This window comes from Frondihabitans sp. PAMC 28766, from assembly GCF_001577365.1.
GTDB lineage: Bacteria > Actinomycetota > Actinomycetes > Actinomycetales > Microbacteriaceae > Frondihabitans.
On the sequence record NZ_CP014513.1, the window covers coordinates 2476491 to 2494703 of the forward strand.

General features: G+C 69.2%; 15 protein-coding genes and 1 pseudogene. All 16 read left to right on the forward strand.

Translation table 11 applies throughout. From position 1 onward, the window contains the following. Positions 1-43 precede the first annotated feature (43 nt). The 16 genes and pseudogenes from AX769_RS11935 to AX769_RS12005 all read left to right on the forward strand — a co-directional run bounded on the left by AX769_RS11935 (position 44) and on the right by AX769_RS12005 (position 18080). The gene (locus AX769_RS11935; RefSeq protein ID WP_066279559.1) at positions 44-1837 is read left to right on the forward strand and encodes a penicillin-binding protein 2; all 1794 of its coding nucleotides are present in this window, start codon (positions 44-46) and stop codon (positions 1835-1837) included. Positions 1838-1881: 44 nt separating this feature from the next. Then, on the forward strand, positions 1882-3444 hold the full coding sequence (locus tag AX769_RS11940) for a Mur ligase family protein (protein ID WP_066279562.1): 1563 nt from the start codon (positions 1882-1884) through the stop codon (positions 3442-3444). Then, entirely contained in the window at positions 3441-4862 is a 1422-nt protein-coding gene (gene murF, locus AX769_RS11945; RefSeq protein ID WP_066283597.1) for a UDP-N-acetylmuramoyl-tripeptide--D-alanyl-D-alanine ligase, read from the forward strand. The genes AX769_RS11940 and murF overlap by 4 nt, the downstream gene beginning before the upstream one ends. Further along, complete coding sequence (gene mraY, locus AX769_RS11950) at positions 4859-5953, forward strand: phospho-N-acetylmuramoyl-pentapeptide-transferase (RefSeq protein ID WP_066279565.1); 1095 nt, start codon at positions 4859-4861, stop codon at positions 5951-5953. The genes murF and mraY overlap by 4 nt, the downstream gene beginning before the upstream one ends. After that, positions 5950-7506 carry a UDP-N-acetylmuramoyl-L-alanine--D-glutamate ligase gene (gene murD / locus AX769_RS11955; protein WP_066279569.1) on the forward strand — a complete coding sequence of 519 codons (1557 nt, stop codon included), beginning with the start codon at positions 5950-5952 and terminating at the stop codon, positions 7504-7506. The genes mraY and murD overlap by 4 nt, the downstream gene beginning before the upstream one ends. After that, on the forward strand, positions 7463-8743 hold the full coding sequence (gene ftsW, locus AX769_RS11960) for a putative lipid II flippase FtsW (protein ID WP_066283598.1): 1281 nt from the start codon (positions 7463-7465) through the stop codon (positions 8741-8743). The genes murD and ftsW overlap by 44 nt, the downstream gene beginning before the upstream one ends. Continuing rightward, the gene (locus AX769_RS11965) at positions 8740-9879 is read left to right on the forward strand and encodes a glycosyltransferase (RefSeq protein ID WP_066279572.1); all 1140 of its coding nucleotides are present in this window, start codon (positions 8740-8742) and stop codon (positions 9877-9879) included. Before ftsW ends, AX769_RS11965 begins: the two co-directional genes overlap by 4 nt. Continuing rightward, positions 9876-11300, forward strand: a pseudogene (gene murC / locus AX769_RS25225) (UDP-N-acetylmuramate--L-alanine ligase); the annotation flags it as partial. The gene AX769_RS11965 and the pseudogene murC, both read left to right, overlap by 4 nt. Positions 11301-11312: 12 nt before the next feature. Next, complete coding sequence (locus tag AX769_RS25230) at positions 11313-12386, forward strand: FtsQ-type POTRA domain-containing protein (protein WP_239452034.1); 1074 nt, start codon at positions 11313-11315, stop codon at positions 12384-12386. Between the two features lie 182 nt (positions 12387-12568). Continuing rightward, on the forward strand, positions 12569-13720 hold the full coding sequence (gene ftsZ / locus AX769_RS11975; RefSeq protein ID WP_066279573.1) for a cell division protein FtsZ: 1152 nt from the start codon (positions 12569-12571) through the stop codon (positions 13718-13720). 8 nt (positions 13721-13728) lie between these two features. Next, positions 13729-14418 (forward strand): YggS family pyridoxal phosphate-dependent enzyme, encoded by a 690-nt coding sequence (locus AX769_RS11980; RefSeq protein WP_066279575.1) that lies wholly within the window; start codon positions 13729-13731, stop codon positions 14416-14418. A gap of 45 nt (positions 14419-14463) precedes the next feature. After that, positions 14464-15057, forward strand: coding sequence for a cell division protein SepF (locus tag AX769_RS11985; protein WP_066279580.1), 594 nt, complete (start codon positions 14464-14466; stop codon positions 15055-15057). Positions 15058-15126: 69 nt separating this feature from the next. Then, positions 15127-15429 (forward strand): YggT family protein, encoded by a 303-nt coding sequence (locus tag AX769_RS11990; RefSeq protein WP_066279583.1) that lies wholly within the window; start codon positions 15127-15129, stop codon positions 15427-15429. 200 nt (positions 15430-15629) lie between these two features. Further along, on the forward strand, positions 15630-16469 hold the full coding sequence (locus tag AX769_RS24000; RefSeq protein ID WP_066279586.1) for a DivIVA domain-containing protein: 840 nt from the start codon (positions 15630-15632) through the stop codon (positions 16467-16469). Beyond that, positions 16456-17160 (forward strand): signal peptidase II, encoded by a 705-nt coding sequence (gene lspA / locus AX769_RS24005; protein ID WP_239451770.1) that lies wholly within the window; start codon positions 16456-16458, stop codon positions 17158-17160. The genes AX769_RS24000 and lspA overlap by 14 nt, the downstream gene beginning before the upstream one ends. Beyond that, positions 17157-18080, forward strand: a complete 924-nt coding sequence (locus tag AX769_RS12005; protein ID WP_066279588.1) for an RluA family pseudouridine synthase — start codon at positions 17157-17159, stop codon at positions 18078-18080. Before lspA ends, AX769_RS12005 begins: the two co-directional genes overlap by 4 nt. Positions 18081-18213 lie beyond the last annotated feature (133 nt).

Here is an 18213-nt window from a genome sequence, read left to right on the forward strand (position 1 = left end):
AGTGCGGGCACGCTGACCAGTCGCCCGCGGTGAGGAACCTCTCGTGAGAAGCACCGGCCAACGGACGCCTGGCCTGGCACCGTCGACGCGCAGTCGTCGGCGTCGCGTCTCGTTCGTCGCGGCCGCCCTCCTCGTCGTGGTGGCCGTGTTCGTCGTGCGGCTCGTCGACATCCAGGTCGTGCAGGCGGACGCGCTCAACACCGACGCCGTCGGCAAGCGATCGATCACCACACCCGTTTACGGCGACCGCGGCAAAATCGTCGACACCAATGGCAAGGTCCTTGCCGACACGGTGCTCCGCTACGACATCACGGCCGCGCCGAAGTTCGCGCAGAACGGCTACTCGACCACCGACGCCTCCGGCAAGACCGTCGACTACACCATCGACCAGGCCGTTCAGCAGATCGCGAAGGCCACCGGGGGCAATGCCGCCGCCATGCTCAAGGCACTCACCGCGAACAAGGACAGCCTCTACGCGAACCTGCAGCCGGGCGTCGACGTCAACGGCTACGACGCCATCGAGAAGCTCGGCATCTCGTGGCTCTACCCGGTGCGCCAGACCGCCCGCACGTATCCGAACGGCGCAGTGGCCGGCAACCTCACCGGGTTCTTGAACAGCTCGGGCGCCCAGGCCGGTCTCGAGTACGAGTACAACGAGTGCCTCGCCGGGTCGGACGGCTCCGAGACGTACGAGCGCGGGCTCGACGGCGTCAAGCTGCCCGGCAGCACCGTCACCACCAAGAAGGCCGTCGATGGCGGCACACTGATGACGACGATCGACGAAGACCTGCAATACCAGATGCAGCAAGACCTCAACGAGCAGGTCAAGGCCCTCGGGGCGACGTCCGGGTCGGTCATCGTGCTGAAGTCGTCGGACGGCTCGATCCTCGCCGACGCCGACTCCGACTCGGTCGACCCGAACGACCCCGGCGCCAGCAAGTCGACCGGAGCCCCGACCTTCCAGGCGCAGTACGAGCCCGGGTCGGTGTTCAAGGCGATGACCGCCGCCTCGCTCATCGACGCGGGGGTCGCGAGCCCGGCCAGCCAGGCCATCGTGGCCGATCGGCGCACGTTCTCGTGGGGCGGCGTCATCGGCGACGCCGAGTCGCACCCGGTCGAGCACCTGACCCTCGCCGGCATCCTGGCCGACTCGTCGAACGTCGGCATCTCGTACCTCGGTGAGAAGATGTCCGCTCAAGAGCGGTACGACTACATGCTCAAGTTCGGCCTCGGCAAGAAGTCCGAGGTGAACTTCCCGCAGGAGGTATCGGGCTATCTCGGCAACCCGAAGTCGTGGGACAAACAGACCAACTACAACTCGATGTTCGGCCAAGGCGTCTCGGCGACCGCGATCCAGGTGGCCAGCATCTTCCAGACCCTCGCGAACGGCGGCGTCCGGATGCCGGTCAAGCTCGTCAAGGGCTGCAAGCTGAGCAACGGCACGGTGATCGACACGCCGAGCGAGACGGGCACACGAGTCGTCTCGCAGAAGGCCGCGACCGATGTCGTCCAGATGCTCGAGAACACCATCCCCGAGGGCACCCTCAAGGGCATGGTGCCGATCTCAGGCTACAACGTCTCGGCCAAGACGGGCACCGCGCAGATCGCTCTACCCAACGGCGGCGGCTACGGCGACGACTTCGTGATCTCGGTCGCCGGCATCGCTCCGAGCGAGAACCCGCAGTACGTCGTGCTCGTGACGTTCACGAAGCCGACTACGCTGAAGACTTCGTTCGCGGCGGCACCCGCCTTCCGCGAGATAATGTCCCAGGTCCTGGAGACGTACCGCGTGAAGCCGTCGACCGTCCCGGCGACAGACCTTCCCGACACGTGGTGACGCGTCCCGCTCCGTCAGCCAGCCTGGCAAGAAATGAGGATTCTTTGAGTGCCCGGATCCCCCCGGTCCTGCGACCGGAACATCCCTCGGCGAGGTCGCTCGGCCAGCTGGCCAGCGAATTCGGACTCGAGCACATCTCGTCGCTCGACGGCATCGAGATCACCGGCGTGACTCTCTCGACCGGCGACCTGCACCCCGGCGACCTGTACGTCGGCATGCCCGGCGCGCACCGGCACGGCGCCGAGTTCGCCGCCGAGGCGCGTGACGGCGGCGCCGTCGCGATCCTGACCGACGCGAAAGGCGCCGAACTGGCGAAAGACAGCGGCCTGCCCGTCGTGCTCGTCGACTCGCCGCGCGCGGCCCTCGGCGACGTCTCGGCCTGGGTGTATCGCACGAACGAGCACGCCCCGCTGCTGTTCGCCGTCACCGGCACGAACGGCAAGACGTCCACGTCCTACCTTCTCGAGGGCGTCTTGAAGCAGCTCGGTCTCGTCACCGGCCTGTCATCGACGGCCGAGCGACACATCGGCGACCTCACCGTCGTCTCGCGCCTCACCACGCCCGAGGCCAGCGAGATGCACGCCCTCCTCGCCCGCATGCGCGAGTCCGAGGTGCGCGCCGTCGCTGTCGAGGTCAGCGCCCAGGCCCTCAGCCGCAACCGCGTCGACGGCCTCGTCTTCGACGTCGCAGGCTTCACGAACCTGAGCCACGACCACCTCGACGACTACGCCGACATGGAGGAGTACTTCCAGGCGAAGCTGCCCCTCTTCCAGCCCGACCGGGCGAAACGCGCAGTCGTGTCCCTCGACTCGCCCTACGGCCAGCGAGTGGTCGAGGCCTCCAGGATCCCGGTCACCACGATCGCAATGGTGCCTCCGCTCGCCGAGGGTCAGAGCGAGCCCGACTGGAAGGTCGAGCTGCTCGACGAGAAGGCGGCCTACACCGAGTTCCGGCTCTCCGGCCCCGAGGGGCGCTCGCTCGTCACCCGCGTGCCGATGATCGGCTGGCACATGGCCGCCGATGCGGCTCTCGCCATCGTGATGATGGTCGAGGGCGGCTTCGAGCTCGAGGCGATCGGTCAGGCGCTCGACGAAGACGGAGGCATCGTCGCCTACCTGCCCGGCCGCACCGAGCGCGTCTCGGGCGAGCGCGGGCCGAGCGTGTTCGTCGATTTCGGCCACAGTCCCGACGCCTTCCTCAACACGCTGAAGGCCGTGCGTCGCTTCACGCCGGGCAAGGTCATCATGCTGTTCGGCGCCGATGGCGACCGCGACACCACGAAACGCCCCGAGATGGCGCGAGTCGGGGCAGCGGGGTCCGACATCCTGGTCGTCACCGACCACCACCCCCGCTTCGAAGACCCCGACTCGATCCGCAAGGCACTGGTCGACGCCGCCCGCGAGGCCTACCCGGATCACGAGATCTACGAGGTGAGCCCGCCCGAGGCGGCCATCCGCAAGGCCGTTTCGCTGGCCGACGAGGGCGACTCGATCCTGTGGGCCGGCCCCGGGCATCAGGACTACCGCGACATCCGCGGCATCCGCACGCCCTACTCCGCTCGCGAAGAGGCTCGCGCCGCGCTGCGCGAGGCCGGGTGGGCCGAGTGATCGCGCTCACGCTCGCCGAGATCGCCTCGATCGTCGGCGGCCGGCTCGTCCTTGCCGCCCCCGCGGTCGACACCGATCGGGTCGACGGCTCGGTCGAGACCGACTCGCGTCTCGTCACGCCTGGTTCGATCTTCTTCGCGCTGCCCGGCGAGGTGACCGACGGAATCCTGTTCGTGCCTGCGGCTGTCGAGCAGGGCGCCGCCCTGATCGTCGCCGAGAGCGCCGCCTCGACGATCGCCCCGGTGATCGTCGTCGAGAACGGCGTCACAGCCCTCGCCGACCTGGCCCGTGAGGTCGTCGCCCGCGTCCGCGAGTCAGCGGCCGACGACGACAGCAGGATGCGAGTGGTCGGCATCACCGGCTCCAACGGCAAGACGAGCACCAAGAACATGCTCCGCGCGATCCTGTCCGACCTCGGCCCGACCGTCGCGCCCGAGGGGTCGTTCAACAACCACGTAGGAGCCCCGATCTCGATGCTCCGCATCGACGAGGGCACGAAGTACCTCGTGGTCGAGATGGGCGCCTCCGGCTCGGGCGAGATCGCTCGACTGGTGTCGATCGCACAGCCCGACACAGGCGTCGTGCTCAAGGTCGGACTCGCCCACGCGGGCGAGTTCGGCGGCATCGAGGCCACCAAGAAGGCGAAGTCGGAGATGGTGACCGATCTGCCCGAGACGGCGACCGCGATCCTGAACGTCGACGACTTCCGCGTCGCGAGCATGGCCGAGATCACCAGAGCCCGCGTCGTCGGCTTCGGTCTCGGCGACGAGGCGACCTATCGCGCGAGCGACATCGACGTGACCGCCGACGGCACCTCGTTCACGTTGCACGCGCCCGGCGCCACCCGCCGCGTCGCACTCCGCATCCTGGGCGAGCATCATGTCATGAACGCCCTCGCCGCGTTGACGGTCACGGGGGAGTGGGGTCTCGACGTCGATCGCGCCGCCACCGTGCTCGAGGGCGTCACGCGCGCCGAGCGCTGGCGCATGGAGGTGCTGCCCGTCGAGGGCGGCGTCACCGTGATCAACGACGCGTACAACGCCAGCCCCGACTCGGTCGCCGCGGCCCTCAAGACCCTCGCCACGATCGTCGGCCCCGAGCAGCGCTCCATCGCGGTGCTCGGCGAAATGGCCGAGCTCGGCGAGTACGCGCTCGAAGAGCACGACCGCATCGGCCGGCTCATCGTGCGCCTCAACATCCAGAAGCTCGTGGTCGTCGGCGACGGCGCCCGGCACATCCACATGGCGGCCGGCCTCGAAGGGTCGTGGGACGGCGAGTCGATGCTCGTGCCCGACATCGAGGCCGCCTACGAGGCGCTGCACCCCGACCTGCGTGAAGGAGACGTCGTGCTCGTGAAGTCGTCCAAGTCGGCAGGGCTCCGGTTCCTCGGCGACCGCCTCGGCGGGGTGACCGCGTGATCGCGCTCCTCATCGGCGGCGGCGTGTCGCTCGTCTTCACGCTGCTGCTGACGCCGCTGTTCATCAAGCTGTTCCACCGGCTCGGCTGGGGCCAGTTCATCCGCAGCGACGGCCCGCAGTCGCACCACACCAAGCGCGGCACGGCCACGATGGGGGGCACGGTGCTGATCCTCGGCACGGTGCTCGGCTACTTCGTGGGGCACATCGTCGGCGGCGACCCGCTGACCCTCTCGGGCATGCTCGTGCTGCTCATGATGGTGGGCCTCGGCTTCGTCGGCTTCCTCGACGATTTCACCAAGGTGCGCCGACAGCGGAGCCTCGGGCTCACCGGCTGGGCCAAGATCCTCGGCCAGGTCATCGTCGCCGTCGTCTTCGCGGCCCTCGCGCTGTCGATCCACAACGGCCCGCACGCGATGAGCGCGGCCTCGCACTTCATCTCGGGCGTGCGCGACATCCCGTGGCTCAACCTGTTCGTCTTCGGGCCGATCGTCGGCGGCATCGCCTTCGCGATCTGGGTGACGCTGATCACGGTGTCGGCCTCGAACGGCGTCAACGTCGCCGACGGGCTCGACGGCCTCGCGACCGGTGCGTCGATCCTGGCCCTCGGCTCGTACATCTTCATCGGCTTCTGGCAGTCCAACCAGTCGTGCTTCAGCCTCAGGGCCGTGCACGCCGCCTGCTACAACACGACGAACCCGCTCGATCTCGCTGTGGTCGCGGCCTGCATCTCGGGCGGCCTGATCGGTTTCCTGTGGTGGAACACGTCGCCGGCGCAGATCTTCCTCGGCGACACCGGCTCGCTCGGCCTGGGCGGTGCCCTGGCGGCCCTCGCGATCCTCAGCCGCACCGAGCTGCTGCTCGTGCTGATCGGCGGCCTCTTCCTCGTCGTGACCGGCTCGGTGATCCTGCAGCGGATCTACTTCAAGCTGACGCACGGCAAGCGCATCTTCCTGATGAGCCCCTTGCATCACCACTTCGAGCTCAAGGGCTGGGCCGAGGTGACGGTCGTGGTGCGCTTCTGGATCATCGCGGGGCTCTTCGTCGCGGCCGGAATCGGCGTGTTCTACCTCGAGTGGATCAGCAAGTCGTGAGCGACGGCACTCCAGAGCAGCGCCGACTCGACACGCTCGTCAGCTGGCACGCCGACTGGACGGGTCTGCGCGTCGCCGTGCTCGGCCTCGGCGTCAGCGGCTTCTCGTCGGCCGACACTCTCGCCGAGCTGGGCGCCGAGGTGCTCGTGGTCGCGCCGCAGGCCCAGGAGGGCCCCGCGGCCGAGAGGGCCGACCTTCTGAGCGTGATCGGCGTCGGCTTCGTGCCCTCCGACCTCGAGGCGGCCCCCGCCGAGCTGGTCGGGTTCGACCCCGAGGTCGTCGTCGTGAGCCCGGGCCTCGCACCGCACCACCCGATCGTGCTGTGGGCGGCGGCGTCACCGGCCGCGGTCTGGGGCGACGTCGAGCTCGCCTGGCGCGTGCGCGACAAGTTCACGCCCGTGGCCGACTGGCTGCTCGTCACCGGCACGAACGGCAAGACGACGACCACCCAGCTCGTCGCGGCCATGGTCGCAGCCGACGGCAAGAGCGTCGCCGCCTGCGGCAACATCGGCCTGCCCGTGCTCGACGCCGTGCGAGAGCCCAACGGGTTCGACGTGCTGGCGGTCGAGCTCTCCAGCCACCAACTGCACTACCTGCCGCTCCAGGGCCCGGGTGCCCTGCATCCTGCTGCCAGCGTCTGCCTCAACGTCGAAGACGACCACCTCGAGTGGCACGGCGGTGCCGACGCCTACCGCGCGGCCAAGGGTCGCGTCTACGCGAACACCCGCGTCGCCTGCGTCTACAACCGGGCCGACGCGACCACGATGCGCCTGGTGCAGGATGCCGACGTTGAAGAAGGCTGCCGCGCCGTCGGCTTCGGTCTCGACCTCCCTCCCGTCAGCGACTTCGGCATCGCCGAAGACCTGCTCGTCGACCGCGCCTTCCTGCCCGACCGCCAGAACAAGGCACTCGAGCTCACCACGCTCGAGACCCTGCGTTCGTCGGGGCTCGGCGCCGACCACCTGGTCGCCGACGTGCTCGCCGCCGCCGCCCTCGTCCGGGCGATCGACGTGGCGCCCGACTCGATCCAGCTCGCGGTCAGCGTCTTCCACGCCGACCACCACCGGTCCGAGCCCGTCGCGGCCAGCGACGGCATCGACTGGATCGACGACTCGAAGGCGACGAACCCGCACGCGGCCTCGGCGTCGCTCCGCGCAGCGAAGTCGCCGATCTGGATCGTCGGCGGCCTGTTCAAGGGCGTCGACGTCGCGCCCCTGGTCGAAGACATCGCCGACCGGGTCAAGGCGGCCGTGCTGATCGGCACCGACCGGCAGATACTCAGGGAAGCCTTCGAGCGACACGCGCCCGGCATACCGCTGTTCGAGGTCGACGAGACCGACACTGAACTCGTGATGACGCGGGCCGTGGCTTTCGCGGCGTCGGTCGCCGAGCCGGGAGACACCGTCCTGCTCGCGCCGGCAGCGGCATCGTTCGATCAATTCGCCGACTACGGCGCCCGCGGCGACGCGTTCGCCCGGGCAGTCCACGAACACCTGGGAGGTGACGCCGATGGCCGACACGCCATCGAGCCTCCCGCGACGCCGAACCCCTAGGGCTTCGCCGGCCGCGGATCCGACACTCGCCGAGTCATCGCTTTTCAGCGCGAACGGCGCGGCCGTCGTCCGGGTCAAGAAGATCTTCGCCGCCGAGGGGTCGACGTTCTTCGTCGTGCTCGGCACCGCGCTCTTCCTCACGGTCTTCGGCCTGGTCATGGTGCTGTCGTCGTCGAGTGTCGAGCAGTACGTCGCCACGCACGACTTCTTCGGCGCTTTTGTGCGCCAGGGCATCTTCGCCGCGATCGGCGTGCCGCTCATGCTGATCGCCACGCGGGCCCCGGTGTCGTTCTGGCAGAAGTACTCGTGGCACTTCCTCGGCCTGGCGCTCTTTTTGCAGTTGCTCGTCTTCACGCCCCTCGGCGTCGACATCCAGGGCAACCGCAACTGGATCCATATCGGTTCGTTCAGCGCGCAGCCGTCGGAGTTCTTGAAGCTCGCCCTGGCCATCTGGATCGGGGCGATCCTGGTGCGAAAGCAGAACAAGCTAGCCGACTGGAAGCAGGTGGCCGTGCCACTGGTGCCGGTCGTGCTGATCGCCGTGGCCCTCGTCATGCGCGGCGGCGACCTGGGCACGACGCTCATCATCCTCATGGAGGTCGGCGTCGCGGTCTTCCTGGCCGGTGTGCCCCTGCGCTTCCTCGTCGTGCCGCTGATCGCGATCCTGGTGATGATCCCCGTCGTCACGCTGGGCGGCAATTCGCGCACCAGCCGCATCTCGGCCTGGCTCTCTGGCTGCTCCACCGCCGAGGCCTACCAGTCGACCTGCTGGCAGACGACCCACGGCATCTGGGCCCTCGCCTCCGGTGGCGTCTTCGGTGTCGGGCTCGGCAACTCCAAGGCCAAGTGGTCGTGGCTGCCCGAGGCCGACAACGACTTCATCTTCGCCATCATCGGCGAGGAGCTCGGGTTGATCGGCGCGTGCGTCGTGCTCGGCCTGTTCATCGTGCTCGCCGTGTCGTTCTTCAAGGTCGTGCGCCGCTCGGACGACGCCTTCGTCCGCATCACGACCGGCGCCATCATGATGTGGCTGATCGGCCAGGCGTTCGTCAACGTCGCTGTGGTGCTCGGCCTCCTGCCCGTCCTCGGCGTCCCGTTACCCCTGATATCCGCGGGAGGATCATCGCTCATCTTCGCACTGCTCGCGATCGGCGTCGTGCTCTCGTTCGTGCGGCAGTCGCCGACCAGCAGCATCCCAGCAGCCCCGGCGCGCGAGACGGTAGGGTCTCTCCGGTGACGACGTACCTGCTTGCCGGCGGCGGCACTGCCGGCCACGTGAATCCGCTTCTCGCCACGGCCGATCGGCTGCGGCGGCGCGAAGCCGATGCGACGATCCTGGTGCTCGGCACGGCCGAGGGCCTCGAGTCGCGCCTCGTGCCCGCTCGTGGTTACGAGCTGCTCACAGTGCCGCGTCTGCCCTTCCCTCGCCGTCTCAACGGCGCAGCCCTGCGGTTCCCGAAGCGCATCGTCTCGTCCATCGCGGGGGTTCGACGTCTGCTGCGCGAGCACCACGTCGACGTCGTCGTCGGGTTCGGCGGCTACGCGGCCGCCCCCGCCTACCTCGCAGCGTGGCGGTCGAAGGTGCCTATCGTCGTGCACGAGGCCAACGCCAAGCCCGGCATCGCGAACGTGCTCGGGTCGTACGTCACCACGCACGTCGGCGTGGTCTTCGCCTCGACGAAGCTGCGCCACTCGCGCCAGGTCGGCATGCCTCTCCGCGACGAGATCGAGACGCTCGACCGCCGTGCGACGCACTCCGAGGCGCAGCAGTACTTCGGGCTCGACCCCGCCAAGCCCACCGTGCTCGTCACCGGCGGCTCGACCGGGGCTCGGCGTCTCAACGACACGATCTCGCGCTCGGCCGAGGCGATCCTCGGCGCCGGGTGGCAGATCCTGCACATCACCGGCGAGAAGTCCGATCTGACGTCGACCTCGCTCGCCGACTACCACCTGCTGAGGTACTGCGACCGGATGGACCTGGCACTGTCGGCCGCCGACTTCGTCGTCTCGCGCTCGGGCTCGGCGACGGTCAGCGAACTGACCGCCCTCGGCCTGCCCTCGATCCTGGTGCCGTACCCCGTCGGCAACGGCGAGCAGAGGTTCAACGCCACTGACGTCGTCGCCGCCGGCGGAGCCGAGATCGTCGCCGACGAGCAGTTCACTCCGGCGTGGGTGCGCAAAGAGCTGGTGCCGACTCTGCTCGATCGGGCCCGGATCGCCGACATGGCGGCGCGCGCCGCGTCCGTCGGCGTTCGCGACGGCGCCGATCGAATGGTCGACCTCGTGCTCGAGGCGACGCCGCGGTCAGCACAGAGCTCTGCGCCGGCGCCTCACGTTCCCCCCGCTGCTGCGACCCGATCGGAGGGGCGATGATCAAGCCCGACCTCGACCAACCCCTGCCCGAGACCATCGGCAGCGTCCACTTCGTCGGTGTCGGTGGCTCGGGCATGAGCGGCATCGCCCGCGTCTTCCTCGCCCAGGGGCACCGGGTGACCGGCTCCGACTCGCGCGAGAGCGCCAACGTCCAGGCCCTCCGCGACCTCGGCGCGACGATCGCCGTCGGGCACGACGCCGCCAACGTCGGCGACGCCGACACGCTGGTCGTCACCGGTGCCCTCTGGCAGGACAACCCCGAATACCAGTACGCCCTCGCCCACGACATCCCGGTGCTGCACCGCTCGCAGGCGCTCGCCTGGCTGATCGGCGGCCACCGTCTCGTCTCGGTCGCCGGCGCCCACGGCAAGACGACGTCGACCGGCATGGTCATCACGGCGCTGCTCGAGGCCGGCCGCGACCCGAACTTCGTCAACGGCGGCGTGATCCAGTCGCTCGGCGTCAGCGCACGCGGCGGCGGCGACGACCTCTTCGTGATCGAGGCCGACGAGTCGGACGGCTCCTTCTTGCTCTACGACACCTCGATCGCCCTCATCACCAACGTCGACGCCGACCACCTCGATCACTACGGCTCGCGCGAGGCCTTCGACCAGGCGTTCGTCGAGTTCGCCTCGGCTGCGGCCGAGTTCGTCGTCATCTCGAGCGACGACACCGGGGCCGTCGAGGTCACGAAGTCGCTCGATGCCTCGCGAGTCGTCACGTTCGGCCGGGCGCAGGATGCCGACGTGAAGGTCTCCGACGTCACCTCCTCCGGCCCCGTCGCCTTCACGCTCTCGCACGAGGGCGTCGACCGGCGCGTGCAGCTCGCCGTGCCCGGGCACCACAACGCCCTCAACGCGGCCGGCGCCTACGCCGTGCTCGTCGGCGTCGGCCTCACCCCCGAGGAGGCGATCTCGGGGCTCGAGATCTTCGGCGGCACTCAGCGCCGCTTCGAACTGCACGGCACCGTGCGCGGCGTCAGCGTCTACGACGACTACGCGCACCACCCGACCGAGGTGCAGGCGGCCCTGCAGGCCGCGCGCTCGGTCGTCGGCGGCGGCCGTCTCATCGCCGTGCACCAGCCGCACCTCTACAGCCGCACGCAGATGATGGCGGGGGAGTTCGCCGACGCCTACGAGACCCTCGCCGACCACACGGTCGTGCTCGACGTCTACGGCGCGCGCGAAGACCCGGTGCCCGGTGTCACCGGGGCTCTCGTCTCCGAGCGCTTCCACGACGCGTCGAAGGTCGACTACGTGCCCGACTGGCAGGCGGCCGCCGACCGCGTCGCCGAGGTCGCCCGCGACGGCGACTTCGTGATCACCCTCGGCTGCGGCGACGTCTACCGCATCGTGCCGCAGCTGCTCGGCAGCCTCGAGCGCACCGAAGTCGCGGCCGCCGCGTCGCCGGGCGCGGGGAGTGACCGAGGCCCGATGAAGCGTCCCGAGGGGTTCGACCGGGTTCCGCCGCCGCGGCCGAAGGCGGAGGCGTCGCCCGAGTCGGCGACGGCCGAGCCGACACGTGCAGCGGCAGGAGACCAGGCGCAGGCGGAGCGCTCGAAGACCAGGGCCGCAACCAGCACCGCGACCAGCACCACGACCGCCACACGGCCCGCCGAGAAGGCGCGGCCGACCGAGGCGCCGGGGCCGACACGTGAAGCCGAGCCCGCCGATCCTGCGTTCCTCCCCGCTCGTGACACGTCGAAGGCCGAGGCGCGCCAGCGCTCCGTCGCCGCGCGTCGCCTCGCGCGCCGAGCCCGCGCGGCCCGCCGCGCTGTCGAGCGCGCCGAGGTGCGCCGCTTCACCCGCCGCAGCCGACATCGGCGCGCCACCTGGATCACGGCGGGCGCCGTCGCGGTCGTGCTCGTGGGGTCGGTCACGATCAGCGTCTTCTCGCCGCTGCTGTCGCTGCAGCACATCGACGTCGAGGGCACGAGCCGGGTCGATCGCACCGCCGTGCTCAAGTCGCTCGACGGCCAGATCGGCAAGCCCCTCGCGACCGTCGACTTCACCACCGTCAAGCACGACCTGTCGAACTTCCCGCTGATCGAGTCGTACGTCACCGAGACCCGACCGCCCCACACCCTGGTGATCAGGATCACCGAGCGCGAGCCGATCGCGTCGGTGAAAGTCGGCACGACCTTCGAGCTCGTCGACCCGGCGGGCATCGTCATCTCGACGTCTCCGAAGCAGCCGGCCGGCGTGCCGCTGGTCGACATCAAGGGCGCGACGGTCGACGGCACCGTCTATCGGGCAGCGGCCGAGGTGCTGCTGTCGCTGCCGGCCCAGCTCCGGGCGACCGTGAAGACGGTCTCGGCATCGACTCCCAACGACGTCACGCTGGGGCTCACGACGGGCGAACAGGTCGTCTGGGGCGGCGCCGACTCGTCGACGCAGAAGGCTCAGCTGCTGACCGGCCTGATCAAGAGCCACAAGGCCACGAACCCGAACCAGTCGGTCGAGTACGACGTCTCGGCGCCCGACAACGGCATCATCCGCACCAAGTGAGACCGATTCGCCGCGGTGTTTCGCGACACGCGGAACACATCGAGGCGGGGGCCAGTTCGCGCACCTACCTTGTGACTGCACGATATGCATACTCCGCATAACTTTAACCCTCAAGTAGATGTTTAGGGTTAGGCGCGAGTCAGCTCTTGTGATTTTCCCGTATTTTCAGCCGGAGGCCGGACGTGACAACGAACCATAACTACCTCGCCGTGATCAAGGTCGTCGGTGTCGGCGGCGGTGGCGTCAACGCCGTCAACCGCATGATCGAACTCGGTCTCCGCGGAGTCGAGTTCATCGCCATCAACACCGATGCCCAGGCGCTGCTGCTCAGCGACGCCGACGTCAAGCTCGACGTCGGCCGCGAGCTCACCCGCGGTCTCGGCGCCGGCGCCGACCCCGAGGTGGGCCGTCGCGCCGCCGAAGACCACGCCGAAGAGATCGAGGAGGCCCTCGCCGGGGCCGACATGGTCTTCGTCACCGCGGGCGAGGGCGGTGGCACCGGCACGGGCGGTGCTCCGGTCGTGGCTCGAATCGCCAAGTCGATCGGCGCCTTGACGATCGGTGTCGTCACGAAGCCGTTCGGCTTCGAGGGCCGTCGCCGCCAGGCTCAGGCCGAGGCCGGCGTGGCACAGCTCAAAGAAGAGGTCGACACCCTCATCGTGGTGCCGAACGACCGCCTCCTCGAGATCTCCGAGCGCGGCATCTCGATGGTCGAGGCCTTCGGCACGGCCGACCAGGTGCTGCTTGCCGGTGTGCAGGGCATCACCGACCTCATCACGACCCCGGGGCTCATCAACCTCGACTTCGCCGACGTCAAAAGCGTGATGCAGGGCGCAGGATCCGCGCTGATGGGCATCGGCTCGTCCCGCGGGGCCGACCGCGCGATCAAGGCCGCCGAGCTGGCAGTCGCATCGCCTCTGCTGGAGGCGTCCATCGACGGCGCCCACGGAGTGCTGCTCTCCATCCAGGGCGGCTCGAACCTCGGCATCTTCGAGATCAACGACGCCGCCCGCCTGGTGCAGGAGGCCGTCCACCCCGAGGCCAACATCATCTTCGGCGCCGTGATCGACGACACCCTCGGCGACGAGGTCCGCGTCACAGTGATCGCCGCCGGCTTCGACAACGGCGAGCCGACTACCAAGTCGAAAGAGCGCCGCGAGAGCTTCGTCGCGACCGACGGCCCCGCCACCACCACGGTCGCCGGCGTCAGCGCGATCGCCGACAGCGGCTCGGTGCCCTCGTACCAGCGCGCCGAAGAGCCTGCGACGCAGAGCCCCGACCCGGTGTTCGACGACGGTGACGACGACCTCGACGTCCCCGACTTCCTGAAATAGAGGGTCGTATCACGGCTGACAGCTCTGAACTCGCGGGCCGTGTCGACGACGTCTTCGGGCGTATCGCCGACGCGGCCCGTTCGGCGTCCCGCGACCCCGCCGAGCTCACGACGATCGTGGTGACGAAGTTCCACCCGGCGTCGCTCGTCCGCGAGCTCCACGCTTTGGGGCTCCGCGACGTCGGCGAGAACCGCCACCAGGAGGCCCAGGCGAAGGCTCTCGAGACCGCCGACCTCTCCGGGCTCCGCTGGCACTTCGTCGGCCAGCTGCAGTCGAAGAAGGCCCGACAGGCGCGCGCCTACGCGTCGTCCGTGCACTCGCTCGACCGCGACTCGGTCATCGACGCGCTCGCCTCGGACGACGGCTCGGTGATCGACGGGTTCGTGCAGGTCAACCTCACCGACGACCCGGCGCGGGGCGGGGTGCGAGAGCAGGATCTCGAGAAGGCGGCTTTGCGCGTGCTCGAGGCCCCCGGCATCGTGCTGCGCGGTGTGATGGCCGTGGCGCCCCTCGACGAGGAGCCCGGCCGGGCCTTCGCCCGGCTGCGGGGGATGAGCGAACGCGTGATCTCGCTCGACCGTGCGGCGACCGCCATCTCCGCCGGGATGTCGCACGACTTCGCCGAGGCGATCGCGGAAGGCGCGACACACCTGCGAATCGGAACGGCAATCACGGGAAACCGCCCGGACGCTCGTTAATCTGGCCGCACACGATTTGTTCGGGACTGCTAGACGGAGGACACCATGGCGAACCCGCTGAAGAAGAGCCTGATCTACCTCGGCCTCGCCGACGAAGAGCTCGAGTACGACGACCAGCACGACCGCGCCGCGGCCGACGCGCAGGAGACCGTGCCGCAGCCCGTCGTGCAGCCCGTGCCCCAGCAGGCTCCCGCGCCGCACGCCTCGTCGTCGCACGCCCCGGCCACCGCCCGCGCCTCGCAGAAGCGCGCACCGGCCTCGCCCGCGCAGGCCGCAGCCGCCCCCACGCCCACCCGCGCACCCGTGACGCCTCTGCGTCGCCCCACGTCGACAAAGATTGCGGCCCCCACCGAGATGAACGAAATCCTTACGGTCCACCCGCGCGAGTACAAGGACGCGCAGTCGATCGCCGCCAGCTTCCGCGACGGGATCCCCGTCATCATCAACCTGTCGCAGATGAGCGAGAGCGACGCGCGCCGCCTGGTCGACTTCGCCAGCGGTCTGTCGCAGGGGCTCTACGGCAAGATCGAGCGCGTCACCAATAAGGTGTTCCTGCTCTCGCCGTCGCACATCGCAGTGAGCGGGGATCAGGCTGAGGTAGAGTCCGACATCGAGGCGTCGTTCTTCGCCCAGTCGTGACACCCCTTTCCTGAGTCCTACCCCCGCAGGGCACCCTGCGCCTGAGCCGTGCGAGTTGATGGCCCACCCATGATCGTCCACCTGATCGCGTCCATCGTCTACGTCGCCCTTCTGATCTTCTTCCTGCTGATGTGGGCGCGGTTCATCTACGATCTGACGCGGTCGGTGGCCCGGTCGTATCGGCCCCGCGGGGTGCTCCTCATCCTCGCCGAGGTCACCTACACGGTGACCGACCCGCCCATCAAAGCCCTGCGGCGTGTCCTCCCGCCCATTCGCCTGGGTTCGGTGGCGCTCGACTTCGGCTGGAGCATCGTGATGCTGATCGTCGTGATCCTGATGAGCGTCGCGTCAAGCCTCAGCCACTCGTACTGACCGGCTCCCTGCGCGTCGTGATTGACGCCATGCCCTTCGCGACATTCCGCGCGGCACGACCTTCAGCCTTCAGGTCAGGTCGACTGTTGTCGTTGTAGGCTGTCAACGCACGGTGCTCTGCGTGCGCCCTGCCGTTCACCCGGCGGGCAATCCGGGGCATCACCCAGACCATGATCCAGAAGATTCACGAGGTGACGGCAATGGCTTTGACGCCTGAAGACGTAGTCAACAAGCGGTTCCAGCCGACCAAGTTCCGTGAGGGGTACGACCAAGACGAGGTCGACGACTTCCTCGACGAAGTGGTCGTCGAACTCCGCCGACTCGGCCAAGAGAACGAAGACCTGCGGCAGCGCCTCGCGACGAGCGATTCGAAGGCCGAAGAGATGCAGCGCACCGCTTCGGCTGCGCCCGCGCCGGTCGAGGCACCCGTTGCCGCCACGCCGGCACCCGAGCCCGAGCCGGTCGTCGAACCCGAGCCCGTCGCTGCCGCGCCCGAGCCGGTCGCCGCGCCCGAGCCCGCCGCCCCGGCTGCTGTCGCCGCGGCGCCGGCCTACGTCGCCCCGTCCGTCGACGAGACCACCAGCACCAACAACCTCCTGCAGCTCGCTCGCCGCCTGCATGAAGAGCACGTGCGCGAAGGCATCGAGAAGCGCGACGCGCTCATTGCCGAGGGTCACGCCACCGCCGCTCGGATCGTCTCCGAGGCCGAGACCGCGCAGAAGGCGCAGGTCGAGCAGTTCGAGAACGAGCACCGCGCCCAGGTCGCCCAGGTCGAGGCCGAGCAGAAGGCCAAGAACGACGCCTTCGAGGCCGACTTCGCCGCCCGCCAGCAGAAGATCGAGACCGAGCAGCGCGCCCAGGTCGAGCGCCTCGATAACGAGCGCATCGGCCTCGAGCACCGCATCGACGACCTGCGCACGTTCGAGCGCGACTACCGTTCGAAGCTCAAGTCGTACATCGAGGGCCAACTGCGCGAGTTCGAGGGCGACGCCTCGTCGACGCCCGAGCCCGTGTCCGCTCAGGGCTTTGGCAGCAACTAGCTCGTCCCCTCGGTCGAGCACCTCCGCAGCCCCGAAGGCCAGTGTCCGCGTTCTGCTGACACTGGCCTTCGTCGCTGTCGTCGTCTATCTGCTCGACCAGGGCACGAAGCACCTCATCGTCTCGAGCATGACGGTGGGCCAAGACAGATCGCTGTTCGGTGGTCTTCTGCACCTGCACTTCGTCAAGAACCCGGGCGCCGCTTTCTCGTTCGCCACGGGCCAGACCTGGATCTTCTCGCTCGTCGCCGCAGCTGTCGTCGCGGCCATCGTCGTGCTGATCCGCCGCATCCAGTCGACCCGCTGGGCCCTCATGCTCGGCATGCTGCTCGGCGGCACCTGTGGCAACCTCACCGACCGCCTCTTGCGCGAGCCGGGGTTCGGTGTCGGCCACGTCGTCGACTTCATCTACCTCCCCTGGATCCTGCCGGCCATCTTCAACATCGCCGACACGTTCATCGTCTCGAGCATGGGCCTGCTGCTGCTGCTCACTCTGCTCGGGGTCGGGCTCGACGGGCGCCGCGCGTCCAAGCGACCGACGACGGCCGACGCCGACGGCGCCGTGGCGCAGGCGCAGGCCGCCGAAGACCGGGCCCTCGAAGTCGAAGCGATCGAGGCCGATCTCGCGGACGACCGCGCTGTCTCGCAGCCGACGGAGCCCGCCGCCGACCGGCCAACCGAGTCGCCCTCGTGAGCGAGACCAGGTCGCTGCCCGTCCCCGACGGGCTGGCCGGCGAACGCGTCGACGCCGCCCTCGCCAAACTGCTCGGGTTCAGTCGCACCTTCGCCGCCGAAGTGGCGTCGTCAGGCGGTGTGACCGTCGACCAGAAGGCCGTCGGCAAATCGGATCGCCTGGATGCCGGATCCTGGCTCGAGGTCACCTGGGAGCCCAAGCAGGGGCCGACCGTCGTGGCGGTCGACGTGCCGGGCATGGGCATCGTCTACGACGACGACGACCTCGTGGTCGTCGACAAGCCCGTCGGTGTCGCCGCGCACCCGTCGGTGGGCTGGACGGGCCCCACCGTGCTCGGAGGACTCGCCGCCGCGGGCTTCACCATCGCCACCAGCGGCGCCGCCGAGCGCGCCGGCATCGTGCACCGGCTCGACGTCGGCACGTCGGGCCTCATGGTCGTCGCCAAGAGCGAGCGCGCCTACACGATCCTCAAGCAGGCCTTCCGCGAGCGGACGGTCGAGAAGATCTACAACGCCGTCGTGCAGGGCCACCCCGATCCGCTCGTCGGCACGATCGACGCACCCCTCGGCCGACACCCCTCGTCGTCGTGGAAGTTCGCCGTCGTGGTCGACGGGAAGCCCTCGGTGACGCACTACGAGACCGTCGAGGCGTTCCGTGCCGCGTCTCTGCTCGAGGTGCACCTCGAGACCGGCCGCACCCATCAGATCCGGGTGCACATGGCCGCGCAGCGGCACCCCTGCGTCGGCGACACGCTGTACGGCGCCGACCCGACGCTGTCGGCGCGTCTCGGCCTCACGAGGCAGTGGCTGCACGCCGTCCAGCTCGGCTTCGACCACCCGGCGACGGGAGAGTGGGTGTCGTTCCGCTCGGAGTATCCCGCAGACCTTCAACTCGCACTTGAAGTGCTTCGGGCCGCCTGACCCGACCGACCCGCGCGACACGCCGAGCCGTGTCGGCGGTCGCCGTTAGTCTCTAAGAAGTCCACTACTCGAGCGGTCGATTTTCACAGGAGAGCCGTTGCCGACAAGCACCGATTCCTTCGTGCACCTGCAC